Here is a 12,617-nt window from a genome sequence, read left to right on the forward strand (position 1 = left end):
GCCCAGACGCCTACACCCATAAGATTTTCGAATCGACTATGGCGTGTTTGGATGTGGCTAAAAACAGCTTGGATCCAATGCAAATTAACCGTGCAGTTGACTTACTCACACAAGCAAAACGGATCTCTTTCTTCGGTTTAGGAGCCTCTTCTGCTGTAGCAAAAGATGCCCAAAACAAATTTATTCGCTTTAACATTCCGATCACTTGTTTTGAAGATATCGTGATGCAACGCATGAGTTGTATCAACTGTACCGATAATGACGTAATTGTTTTGATTTCGCATACAGGTCGTACTAAAAGCCAAGTGGAAATCGCCAATCTTGCGCGCGAAAATGGTGCGACTGTCATTGCGATTACGGCAAAAGATTCACCGCTGGACAAAGCAAGCTCGTTGTCGATCTCTCTTGACGTACCTGAAGATACTGACGTCTATATGCCCATGGCAAGCCGTGTGGTGCAAATGACGGTAATTGATGTACTGGCTACTGGTTTCACCCTGCGCCGTGGCTCTGGTTTTCGTGAAAATCTTAAACGCGTCAAGGATGTACTAAAAGACTCGCGCTACGATAAGCTGTCACAGTTCTAAGATAATCGCGATCCTAAAATAATCGTTAAAACGGAGCTCAATTGCTCCGTTTTTTTATCAACTTTGCTTGCTACTTTCAGGCGCGACTGGATCATGCCTAACTTCTACCTGATTGGATGAATTCGGTTGCCACTCCTCACACTCACCTTGGCACTCGCAAACTTGATTTAATATATGGATTAACCTTTCTTGTGTTAAAGGCAAAGGGTTACCTTTAATCGCGACCGACTTTAAAGCATCTAACGCCACGCGCTCAAACGACGTATTGCACACACCAAACTGGTTGAGTTTAGGCAGTTGCAACTTATCTAACATCATTTTCACCCACAGCACGCTATCTTCAACGTGAACATTTGTTCTGCCAGTCACAATTTGAGCTATTTTTTTATAACGTGTAAGTACATCATTTCGCCCTGCTTTTTGCGCTGCTCGAATGTTTTCTCGCATAACATGAGGGGCCAAACGCGCCGTGATCACGCTATGTGGAGCATCAAGTTTCCCTCCCAATGCCGATGCCAAGCCATGTGCCGCACCAAGCTTTGCATTGGTAATTGCCATTCCTCCAAGCATTGCTGCAAAAGAGAGATCCGCTCGCGCTTTATGATCATCTTTTCGGCACGCTGGCAATATAGAACGGCTGAGTTTGCGCAGCCCCTCTTCACACACCATATCGGTGAGTGGATTGGGTTCACCACACACATAGGCTTCCATTAAATGCGTAAAAGCATCCATTGCGCCTCTGCCAGATGTGTAACTGTCGGTACCATAGGTCAACGTGGGGTCAACAATCGCAACATCTGCCAGCATATCTGGGCTGCGCAAGCTTACTTTTACTTTGTCTTGTCCCGATTTCAACACGGCATTACGCGTGACTTCGGATCCCGTACTGGCTGTGGTTGGAATAGCAATAAATGGCAGCGGTTTTGTCTTTAACGGCACATTTCGGCCAACCACTTCCACATAATCATAAACGTTACCTTGGTTAGGAATGATTGCCGCGAGTGCCTTGCCCATATCAATCACACTACCGCCACCAATAGCAACGACCATGTCCGGTTGAAAACGTCGGCCTAAAATGGCCGTTTCCTCCACCATGGTAATATTAGGTTCACCAACAATAGCTACATGCTGATAGCGCATATTCTGCATTTTCAGGTATTGAACAATAGGGGAAGCTCGTTGTTGTTCTTTTCCCGAAACCAGCAGTACGCTATAACCATATTGGTTGAGAACAGAAAGTGAATTCAATAACGCTCCTTCTCCAAAAATGATCCGCGTCGCCGTCATAAATTGGAACATGAATAACTCCCTTTTCTCTCATCTAGATTAGCTCTGTTTAGAGTGCACCTATCGTTAAAAAAATTTTTTGATGCAGTGCAATGTGGAGCAAATAACCACATAAAAAACACAAGTTTATGCGGCATATCACAGCCAAGCCATTGTTGATCTATTCCCAACACCATCGAGAGGTAAGCTTGCTTCGATTAAGGAATAAGCAATAGCTTTTACCTATTGAAGTAACTGGTGAATGCCACTTTATTTCCGACCTTGAATCGGGCATAGTTGCATGCAACAAGAATGAAGGAGAAAGCTATGTTCGTTGTTATTTTTGGCCGCCCTGGTTGCCCCTACTGTGTTCGCGCAAAAGAACACGCTGAAACATTGAAATTAAAACGCGATGATTTTAACTATCGTTATGTCGATATTCACGCGGAAGGCATCAGCAAAGCTGATTTAGAAAAGACAGTGGGTAAACCGGTTGAAACTGTGCCACAAATCTTTATTGATCAAGAACACATCGGTGGTTGCACTGATTTCGAAGCTTATGCGAAAGAACATTTAGGCTTATTCGACGAATAAAACCAAGAAACATAAAAACCCGCTGATTTTTAGCGGGTTTTTGCTATTTATAGATAAATGGCTCTTTCTCTCAAATTAGGTCAATGAAATGTCAATTGTCACAAATTTCACTTATCTTTTTGCAATATTCAGATACAATTCCCACACTTTACCTACCCCACTTGGCACACATAACGAGTTGAGCCGTGAATATCGACGTCGTACTTTTGCTTGATCAGAACCCTATTCTTCTTATTTTTGTTGTCTTAGCGATTGGCCTTGGTTTTGGCAAAATTCGTTTTGGTAGCTTACAACTGGGCAACTCTATTGGGGTGTTAATTACATCACTCATCATGGGGCACCTTGGTTTTTCCTTCAATGCTGAAGCCTTAACCATAGGTTTCATGCTGTTCATCTATTGTGTCGGCATTGAAGCTGGCCCTAACTTTTTTGGCATATTTTTCCGTGACGGAAAACATTATCTCATCTTAAGTTTAGTGGTGCTCATTACCGCCACTTGGATCACCTATTTTGGCAGTTATTATCTCGGCCTCGATTTTGGCTTAGCTGCTGGTATGATGGCAGGCGCATTAACCTCCACCCCCGTATTAGTAGGCGCACAAGATGCGTTAAACTCCGGGCTAGCCACCATTCCAAGAAATATGGATTTATCCCTTATTTTAGATAATGTTTCGGTGGGTTATGCGATGGCTTATTTAATTGGTCTTATCAGTATGATCATGTTTGCCAAGTTATTGCCTAAGCTGCAAAAACAAAACCTCTCAGATTCTGCTCAGCAGATTGCTCAAGAACGTGGATTAGGTGGTAGCGGTCAACGCAAAGTCTATTTACCCATCATCCGTGCCTATCGTGTTGGTCAAGAGTTGATCAACTGGATTGATGGGCGCAATTTACGTGAGCTTGGTATTTATCGCCAAACCGGTTGTTATATTGAACGCATTCGACGGAATGGTATTCTTGCACATCCTGACGGTGACGCCATCTTGCAAGAAGGGGATGAAATTGCACTGGTTGGCTTCCCTGACAGCCATGCAAGGCTAGACCCTAGCTTTCGAAATGGCAAAGAGGTGTTTGATCGCAACTTACTTGATTTGCGCATCTCTGAAGAGGAAATCGTCGTAAAAAGTGACAGTATTGCCGGTAAACGCCTATCGGATCTGAATTTATCCGAATATGGTTGTTTCCTGAACCGAGTGATACGCGCACAAATTGAAATGCCAATGGACTTAGACATTGTGCTTGCCAAAGGCGATGTACTGCAAGTCAGTGGTGAAAAAAGCCGTGTTCAAGGCTTGGCCGATAAAATCGGTTTCATCTCTATCCATAGCCAAATGGCCGATTTGCTCGCTTTTTGTAGCTTCTTTATTCTCGGCATTTTGTTTGGTTTGATCACCATGACCTTTGGACAAGTCTCCTTCGGTTTAGGCAACGCGGTTGGGCTACTGCTTTCTGGCATTATGCTTGGTTTTTTACGAGCCAACCACCCCACTTTCGGCTATGTACCGCAAGGGGCATTAAATATGGTGAAAGACCTAGGTTTGATGTTCTTTATGGTAGGCATTGGCTTAAGTGCTGGCGGAAAAATGTTCCAGCACCTCTCAGAAGTGGGCGTACAAGTGATCGGCCTTGCATTTTTAGTCAGCGTGGTGCCAGTCGTCTTTGCCTATTTGGTTGGTGCGTACATTTTGAAAATGAACCGCGCGCTTCTATTTGGTGCGATTATCGGTGCACGAACCTGCGCACCAGCGATGGATATCGTTAACGACTACGCAAAATCGACCATTCCCGCATTGGGTTATGCTGGCACCTACGCTATCGCCAATATACTGATGACACTGACAGGAACTATTTTAATTTTACTCAGCTAAACCTAATAATCCTCAGTGCTACTCGCCCAAAGTCACATGTGTGGCTTTTGGCGAGCCATCGCCCCTCTATTTACTTCGCTTTTATCTCAATGTTTGCCGCTTTATCGACTCAGAACTGCATCTTTTCTCCTGAATTCAACTCACCACTGCTTAATTTTTCAAACAAAAGGCAATCGTTTGCTTTTTATCTGGCAGCAGAAAATAGTTCTGGTATGATGCGCACAGTTTATCGATATCCTTACTAGCGTTGAGCTAAGCGATATCTTCTCTGTATGACGTTTGAAAAAGATAGGAATGTCTAAATGAGCCTTGCTGATCAAATCCTTGCCGTCAATGACGACCTCCCAATTCGCACCCACCAACCTGTTCATAGCGGCAAAGTTCGCTCTGTTTATTGGCTAACTCCAGAAGATAGCCAACGTTTGATCAAAGAAAAAGGTTACAACGTTGCTCCTGATGCACCTTTAGCCATTATGGTAATCAGTGACCGTATTTCTGCTTTTGATTGTATCTGGCATGCCGAAGGTGGCATCAAAGGTGTACCGGGTAAGGGCGCGGCATTGAACGCGATTTCAAACCACTGGTTTAAGCTATTTCAAGAGAGCGGGTTAGCCGATAGCCATATTTTAGATATTCCCCATCCTTTTGTATGGATTGTGCAAAAAGCCAAGCCAATCAAAATTGAAGCGATTTGTCGCCAGTATATTACCGGTTCAATGTGGCGTGCTTACGAAAAAGGTGAACGAGATTTTTGTGGTATTCAATTACCAGAAAGCTTGCAGAAAGATAAAAAACTGCCAGAACTGCTCATTACACCATCAACCAAAGGCATCTTAAAAGGCATTCCCGGTGTTCCAGAAGCCGATGATGTCAATATCTCACGTCATAATATTGAAGAGAATTTTGCCGCTTTTAACTTCAGTCGTGTCGAAGATATTGCCTTGTACGAAAAGCTATTAAAAGAAGGCTTCAGCGTCATTAGCCATGCACTCTGCCAAGTAGAGCAAATTTTCGTCGATACCAAGTTTGAGTTTGGTTATGTCACTGATGCCAACGGCGTTGAGAAACTCATTTATATGGATGAAGTGGGTACGCCGGACTCTTCTCGCATCTGGGACAGTGCTTCCTATCAGCAAGGACGTATTGTGGAAAATTCGAAAGAGGGTTTTCGTCAATTCTTGCTCAACTACTTCCCTGACCCAGATATTTTACTCAACAAAGAACGGATGGCTGAGCGAGAAGCGCTTGCACGTGATAATGCGCTGCCTTTGGCTGCATTGATGGATATTTCCAACACCTATCTTGCGATTGCAGAGAAAATTGTTGGCCAACCGATCGTATTAAGCCAAAACCCAAAGCAAGAGATCATTACGATCCTGCGTTCTCAATATGGCTTGATTGACTAGTACTCAACAATAACGGGACATTAAATATGCCCCGTTATCGGTTTATCCCCTTACAGGGTGATAATAAATTCGTCTGGTTTTGTATTTTTTATCAAAGATTGGCTTTTATTTTGAATCAATTGGATCTGTTCAGAATCCAACGCATACGGCATTACTAATTTTAGCTCTTCAATCCCCTCTAATTTCGCCAATCTCACCAGTGAAATTAAATTCGCTTCATCACTACGGCGTGTTGATAACGACTTCAACGCCATTTCCCATAGGCGATCCTCTGGGCTTGATAATTCTTTAATGCTGTCTTTCCATACCGTACCAAAAATCGGTGCAAATGACGTCATGGCTTCGAGGAATGTCCATTTCTTATTACATGACGCGCCAAGAAATGTAGTGTAATCAAACACCACCCGTCTCCTTTCTTGTGTATTCATTTTGTCCCCCGACAAATTGGCAGCACACTGTACTCAATATCATCCATGATTGTTCATATAGCAATAGGATATAAAAAAACAGTCTTTTATGCCTTAAAACCGAATGGATTGGCTATATCAAAACCAGGTTTGTAACAAGGCATAAACAGACTTACTGACATATGTGTCTGATTGATTAATATTTCAAACCGTGAACAAAAAGTCGCTTTATCACTTAAAGTGATCATCGCTCAACACTACTTTTGAAATCTCTGCTTAAGGAGACCAATAGACAAACATGTGTACATTGATGCCCTCAGCAATTAACACGGAGAATTCTACCGTTTTTATCGGCATTCTTCAGTATTCTGTGCCATGTGTCGCCGCTCGTCTATTTACAATCTCATGAGTAAACCGTTATCATTTTTGAGTTCCCTTCTACCCTAAAATAGGCCGACAATGAATAATGATAAACGCCCTCTTTATATTCCCTATGCGGGCCCCGCTCTACTCAGCACGCCTTTGCTCAATAAAGGCAGTGCATTTTGTGCTGAAGAGCGCAGTTCCTTCAACTTAGAAGGCCTGCTTCCTGAAACGACGGAAACGATACAAGAACAAGTTGTTCGCGCATACCAACAATACTGCAGCTTTGAAAGTGATATGGATAAGCATATCTATCTGCGTAATATTCAAGATACTAACGAAACCTTATTCTATCGTTTAGTACAAAACCACATCACTGAGATGATGCCCATCATCTACACACCAACGGTGGGTGCCGCGTGTGAAAACTTTTCAAATATTTATCGTCGCGGCCGCGGTCTGTTCATTTCCTTTCCGAATCGAGATCGCATCGATGACTTACTCAATAATGCAGCGAACCATAACGTAAAAGTTATCGTAGTGACCGATGGTGAACGCATTCTCGGCTTGGGCGACCAAGGAATTGGCGGCATGGGTATTCCTATCGGCAAACTGGCACTTTATACCGCATGTGGTGGTATTAGCCCTGCTTATACTTTACCGGTCGTGCTCGATGTTGGAACCAATAACCCACAGCGCTTGGCTGACCCGATGTACATGGGCTGGCGTCACCCTCGGATTACCGGGGCCGAATATGATGCATTTGTAGAAGAGTTCATCCAAGCGGTGCAACGTCGCTGGCCTGATGCACTTATCCAATTTGAAGATTTTGCACAAAAGAACGCAATGCCACTATTAGAGCGTTATAAAAACCGTATTTGTTGTTTTAACGATGACATTCAAGGCACTGCGGCGGTGACTGTAGGTTCGCTATTGGCCGCATGCAAAGCCGCGGGCAGTCAACTCTCCGAGCAACGTATCGCTTTTCTTGGTGCGGGCTCTGCAGGCTGTGGTATTGCCGAAGCAATCATCGCGCAAATGGTGTCAGAAGGTATTTCAGATGCTCAAGCTCGTTCTCAAGTCTATATGGTTGACCGCTGGGGCCTGCTGCAAGAAGGAATGCCTAACCTACTTGATTTCCAACAGCGCCTCGTGCAAAAAAACAAAGACACACATGATTGGAACACAGAAGGTAATGGTTTCTCATTATTGGAAGTAATGAAAAATGGCAAACCAACGGTGTTGGTCGGTGTTTCTGGGGCTCCGGGATTATTCAGTGAAGAGATTATCACTGAGATGCACAAACACTGCCCACGCCCGATTATTTTCCCACTATCGAACCCAACCAGCCGTGTTGAAGCGACGCCCAATGACATTATCCGTTGGACCAACGGTGAAGCACTCGTCGCCACAGGCAGCCCGTTCGATCCTGTGTTGCATAACGGTAAAACCTACCCAATTGCACAATGCAACAATAGCTATATTTTCCCTGGTATCGGCTTAGGCGTACTGGCGGTCAATGCGCATCGAGTTACTGATGAGATGCTGATGGAATCAAGCCGCGCACTCGCCAACTGTTCACCTCTGGCACTTAATGGGCATGGTGCGTTACTTCCACCACTGGAAGCCATTCACTCCGTTTCCAAGAAAATTGCGTTTGCGGTAGCGAAAAAAGCAATTGAGCAAGGCGTTGCACTAGAGATCCCAGATGATGTGTTAGAAACCGCCATTGAGCAGCATTTTTGGCAGCCAGTATACCGCCGCTACAAACGCACTGCTTTCTAAGCTCCTACTCTGCTGTCCCCTAAGCTTCGGCTGATGTTTAGGGGCTTTTTCTGTGAGTCAATATGATGAACTTTTTAACGCCCGCAGGGCATTACTTATCACCGTATTTAACGGAGATATCAACTGCATTGATCGCTTGTTTGCTCGTGATGCTCGGTGGAGAGATTAACGCCGCGATGCGCAAGCTAATGCGCAACCAACACTTTGTCGTTCGCACATTTACGTTTATATTGATTAACGCTTTCGGCTACGGTTTGGTGATCATCAAAGCGAGCCCTTACCTTGCTCGGACACTTTCGCAGTTAGAATCAGGCATGATGTTTAGCATTATTATGCTCTGCTTTATTGCTATCGGGATCTGGGCACAAAGGAACCGTCAAATTTAGTGTTAAAATTTTCATCTTCAAATCACTCTCGCCCTGTTTGGAAAAAGCGGGTTCACACGCTGCTTCGCTACGTGTCTGTACTGTTGTTCATTTCAAGCCTTTTTGTGCTTGGCATTGATCGCTGGGTCAGTTGGCAGGCCGAAAAACAAATCGTCACCGAGCAAAATCAAGTCGGTCAATTCCAAGTCGCTGTTGTACTTGGAACCAGTAAGTACTTGGGTAAAACGCTCAATGACTACTATACCCACCGAATTGAAGCCGCGATCGCTTTGTATTAACAAGGCAAGGTAAAAGGGTTTTTACTCAGTGGTGATAATGCTCACCGTTCGTACAATGAACCGTGGACGATGAAACGCGATCTGCTGCGCGCTGGAATCCCAAGTGAGAATATTTACTTAGATTATGCAGGATTTCGTACTTTGGACTCCATTGTTCGCGCAAAACGTATTTTCGAAACCGACAATTTTTTGATCATCTCTCAACAATTTCATTGTGAGCGAGCACTCTTTATTGCCAACTACCATAACATTAATGCTCAGTGTTTAGCGGTTGCAGGGCCAACAACTCGTTCTGGTTTTAAAGTGAGGCTGCGTGAGGTCTTTGCTCGTACGAAAGCATTTTTAGATCTCTATATCACGAATACTCAACCTAAATTTTTAGGTCCCAAAGAGCCAATTGTGATCGAAGAGCTACCCTTAGAGCCAACCGAAGATGAAAGCTAAAAGAGGCACTGCGCCCCAGAAACCTTTCCTTCGACAAATTTCTGGGCCACTTTAGTTACAGTGTGGATAAGACATCAAACAAAGCGTCAATTTCACTGCGCGTGTTGTAGTGCATAAAACCGATACGGACAACTCCACCACTGTTTTCAAGATCTAACTGACGCACTAAACCAAGCGCATAGAAATGCCCATTCCACACACAAATATTATGCTCGCCCAATGTTTTGGCCACAAATTCTGGGTGGTGATTAGCTAAGCGAATGGCAAAGGTCGGTGTACGTAGTTCACTGTTAGCCTTGGTCAGGCCATAGAGCTTAGCCGAACTCAATCCTTTAAGTTTATACAGAAAATACTCACTTAATTGGCGTTCATGCTGGTTGTATTGAATGAAACTATCGATCAAACGCTCTCTTAACGAGCCACTCGCGTCTCCCCATTGCGCCAAATATTCCACTGCAGCAATCACGCCTGCCAAACCTTCAAAACTCTGCGTACCCGTTTCAAAACGTCCCGGACCAATATTGGTTGCAGGTTCAACTTTGTAGGGTTTAAGTGCATGTAACCACTGCGAAGCGATATAAGCGATACCAACGTGTGGACCAAAAAACTTATATGCCGAACAGGTTAAAAAATCACAGCCTAATTCTTGTACATCAATCAAATGGTGCGGAGCATAGTGAACGGCATCCACATACACCATCGCGCCGACTTGATGCGCCGCATCCACAATGCGTTTAACATCGACAATAGATCCTGTGGTATTCGAAGCATAAGTGACCGCGACCAGCTTTGTTTTAGGATTGAGCAATGACAGTAGGTACTCAATATCCAAAGTACAATCTTGTTGGTTCACCTTTACCTGGCGCACTGTAACGTGTTTATCCTGCGCCGCTTGCTGCCAACTGGAGACATTGGAGTAATGGTCAAGCGCAGTAACAATCACTTCATCGCCCGCTTGCCAATCTCGGCTAATGGCTCGACTTAGCTGAAAAGTCAACGAGGTCATATTCGCGCCAAATACAATATTTCCTGATGACTCAGCGTTCAGAAACGCTTGCACCGACTCACGAGCCTGCTGCATTAAATCAGTGGTGATTTGGCTTGAAAAATAGTGTCCGCCCAAATTAGAGTTAAAATGGCCCAGATATTCACTCATTTTTTCTATTACCGACTTAGGTACTTGCGAGCCACCTGGACCATCTAAGAAACTTACTGACTTACCATGATATTTTTGCGACAAAGCACTAAACTGCGTACGCACTTTTTCAGGAGTGAAGATCATTTCGGCCATCCTTAGCGGTTAACACAAAAACATCCATATGACCTTCTTGCCCATGCTCAATCGAGCGAATAGGGCAAGCGTTATGCCATAACTTACTGTCCGCGAGCATCGCAATCTCACCATTTTCTAACACTTTCCGAAAGAAAGGGGCTTCATGGCAGTCTTGATACAGCATAATTTCACCGCCGACGATGTTGTGGCGATTCACCCCCACCAACGCAATATGATCAAAACCGTCTTGATGGACACCTTCTGGCGCGACTTGCGTCTCATCAAACACAGCAGCAATTCGGATCTGATGGATTTCAATCTCTTGCCCATTAGGCAGACCATTCGTACTCACAAACACCTCGCACACTTCTCTCATCCCCTCACTTTGTAACGTAGAGGGTAAAATAGGATCGAAATGACGCTTAATGTTGCCTTGAAAATGATTGATTTGATCGGTTTGCATAAAGTCATGCTTGTCCAACGCCTCGACTTTCCCTTTGTTAAATTGAACCACAGAGTAGCGCCGTAAACGATACTGACCATCAGCATGCTCCGTATGTGGTAATTGCGCAAAGGAGGGAGCAAGTTGTTGAATCGCTTTTTGACTTAATTGCGTAATCTGTAAAGTGTTTTCGTGTACAGCTAACATCACCAGCTCCTTAATTAAATGATTGGACACATTAAATTAACAATTAATTTACATTAAGGATACGCACTAATAGTGCACATTCAAGTAAAAATGAATGTTATATCTGTATGTGACTAGCAATATAAAATTTAATACTTAAATAATCACAAAAATAAGAATTAACATCCAATAGCGAGCATGACACATAGCGATTTTTAGACAAGCTCACTACTTCAAGGTTAATAAGCTTTTAAAAACAATGAATTACCAACATTAGGATGATGTAGGAATGGTATGTAGACCATGGGCGGGTTTAAAGGAAATATCAGTAACTAATTTATCAGCTCGATTCGACTAAATTTAGCAAGTATTAATCCATGAGCCATATAGCATCTCATTAACTCGAAATTAGCACCATTTAAGTAGTAAGCCATGCCAAAAATTAGACTAAAGTTAATACTAGATCATCAAACTAATTGATATATTTGACTATTAAGACTTAGTTGAAACATCGCTCAGCTGATAAGGAGATCCTCAACTCGTGAACTCTAGTATTAAAGTCACACTGTGGACTTTCATCGCATTAGGTTTCAGTGTAATCAATGCCTATGCGGCTATGGATCCTAAAGATAAATTTCTCCAAGCATTGGAGGGCATTGAGCAGATCACCTATTCACTACCGATCAAGGCAAAAGCACAAATTAGTGAACTAGAAGAAGACTACATCATATTGTCACAGCCTTCCGCTCTCGTTGTACGTTACTATTTAGCCAAAGCAACTGTGTATGGGCTACTAGAGGAATATGATAGGAGCTTAGAAGCGGCACAATTAGGATTAAAGCGAACAGAACACACCAACGTTGAAACGCTCACTCTCAAACTAAGAGAGATTCAAGCTTTACGGCACCAAAAAGTCGACGTGTTGCCGAAACTTGACGCACTGTTAGTTGAAGCAGGCAACGATCACAATGCACAAATCGAATCAGAAGTATTACTAGCTAAAAGTCTCTATTACCAAGAGCAAGGCGAGTTTAAAAAATCGTACGCCGCAATAATGACCTCAATTGATACAGCAAAATCCATTGATAACAAAGAGTTAATGGAGAGAATATCTCATGGCCTAGGTCAAATACTGGTTCAGCTACAAGATTTTGATCGTTCACAGCTGTTACTTGAAAATTCCTACAGTTACTTCAAGCAACGTAAAATGTCTTATAGCCAGTTGGTTAGCTTACTCGACATCTCTAAGTTGCAAGAGTCACGTAATCAAATCACGGCGGCGATCGAAACCTATAAAACCGCACTCAAGCTGGCACAAATACTGGGTGACGG

The 12,617-nt window shown here is 43.5% G+C and carries 10 protein-coding genes and 2 pseudogenes; 8 read left to right on the forward strand and 4 right to left on the reverse strand.

The window, feature by feature from the left end; genetic code table 11:
* Nucleotides 1-587: transcriptional regulator HexR (gene hexR / locus AACQ21_RS00310; RefSeq protein ID WP_105977429.1), on the forward strand; the 587-nt coding region annotated here is incomplete at its 5' end.
* Between the two features lie 57 nt (nucleotides 588-644).
* Here hexR and AACQ21_RS00315 read toward each other — a convergent pair.
* Nucleotides 645-1,886 carry an iron-containing alcohol dehydrogenase gene (locus AACQ21_RS00315; protein ID WP_105977430.1) on the reverse strand — a complete coding sequence of 414 codons (1,242 nt, stop codon included), beginning with the start codon at nucleotides 1,884-1,886 and terminating at the stop codon, nucleotides 645-647.
* Nucleotides 1,887-2,180: 294 nt separating this feature from the next.
* Between AACQ21_RS00315 and AACQ21_RS00320 the strand changes: the two genes are divergently transcribed.
* The 3 genes from AACQ21_RS00320 to AACQ21_RS00330 all read left to right on the forward strand — a co-directional run bounded on the left by AACQ21_RS00320 (nucleotide 2,181) and on the right by AACQ21_RS00330 (nucleotide 5,721).
* Nucleotides 2,181-2,447: a GrxA family glutaredoxin gene (locus AACQ21_RS00320; RefSeq protein WP_010320195.1), complete on the forward strand. Its 267-nt coding sequence runs from the start codon at nucleotides 2,181-2,183 to the stop codon at nucleotides 2,445-2,447.
* 185 nt (nucleotides 2,448-2,632) lie between these two features.
* The gene (locus tag AACQ21_RS00325; protein ID WP_013857120.1) at nucleotides 2,633-4,315 is read left to right on the forward strand and encodes an aspartate:alanine antiporter; all 1,683 of its coding nucleotides are present in this window, start codon (nucleotides 2,633-2,635) and stop codon (nucleotides 4,313-4,315) included.
* A gap of 302 nt (nucleotides 4,316-4,617) precedes the next feature.
* Nucleotides 4,618-5,721 (forward strand): phosphoribosylaminoimidazolesuccinocarboxamide synthase, encoded by a 1,104-nt coding sequence (locus AACQ21_RS00330; protein ID WP_105977431.1) that lies wholly within the window; start codon nucleotides 4,618-4,620, stop codon nucleotides 5,719-5,721.
* A 50-nt stretch (nucleotides 5,722-5,771) separates the two neighbouring features.
* On the opposite strand, the gene AACQ21_RS00335 is transcribed toward AACQ21_RS00330, so the two are convergent.
* Nucleotides 5,772-6,149: a hypothetical protein gene (locus tag AACQ21_RS00335; RefSeq protein ID WP_026028577.1), complete on the reverse strand. Its 378-nt coding sequence runs from the start codon at nucleotides 6,147-6,149 to the stop codon at nucleotides 5,772-5,774.
* A 438-nt stretch (nucleotides 6,150-6,587) separates the two neighbouring features.
* On the opposite strand from AACQ21_RS00335, the gene AACQ21_RS00340 reads away from it, so the two are divergent.
* The 3 genes and pseudogenes from AACQ21_RS00340 to AACQ21_RS00350 all read left to right on the forward strand — a co-directional run bounded on the left by AACQ21_RS00340 (nucleotide 6,588) and on the right by AACQ21_RS00350 (nucleotide 9,384).
* Nucleotides 6,588-8,276: an NAD-dependent malic enzyme gene (locus tag AACQ21_RS00340; protein WP_105977432.1), complete on the forward strand. Its 1,689-nt coding sequence runs from the start codon at nucleotides 6,588-6,590 to the stop codon at nucleotides 8,274-8,276.
* A gap of 62 nt (nucleotides 8,277-8,338) precedes the next feature.
* Entirely contained in the window at nucleotides 8,339-8,662 is a 324-nt protein-coding gene (locus AACQ21_RS00345) for a DUF3392 domain-containing protein (protein ID WP_105977433.1), read from the forward strand.
* A pseudogene (locus tag AACQ21_RS00350) lies at nucleotides 8,635-9,384 on the forward strand (SanA/YdcF family protein). The gene AACQ21_RS00345 and the pseudogene AACQ21_RS00350 overlap by 28 nt, the downstream one beginning before the upstream one ends.
* 55 nt (nucleotides 9,385-9,439) lie before the next feature.
* Here AACQ21_RS00350 and AACQ21_RS00355 read toward each other — a convergent pair.
* Complete coding sequence (locus AACQ21_RS00355; RefSeq protein ID WP_374956408.1) at nucleotides 9,440-10,666, reverse strand: cysteine desulfurase-like protein; 1,227 nt, start codon at nucleotides 10,664-10,666, stop codon at nucleotides 9,440-9,442.
* On the reverse strand, nucleotides 10,650-11,306 hold the full coding sequence (locus AACQ21_RS00360) for a 2OG-Fe dioxygenase family protein (protein ID WP_026028039.1): 657 nt from the start codon (nucleotides 11,304-11,306) through the stop codon (nucleotides 10,650-10,652). Before AACQ21_RS00360 ends, AACQ21_RS00355 begins: the two co-directional genes overlap by 17 nt.
* 520 nt (nucleotides 11,307-11,826) lie before the next feature.
* Between AACQ21_RS00360 and AACQ21_RS00365 the strand changes: the two are divergent.
* Nucleotides 11,827-12,617, forward strand: a pseudogene (locus AACQ21_RS00365) (GGDEF domain-containing protein); the annotation flags it as partial.

The sequence above is a fragment of the Vibrio sp. V01_P9A10T6 genome, assembly GCF_963877065.1.
Lineage (GTDB): Bacteria > Pseudomonadota > Gammaproteobacteria > Enterobacterales > Vibrionaceae > Vibrio > Vibrio anguillarum.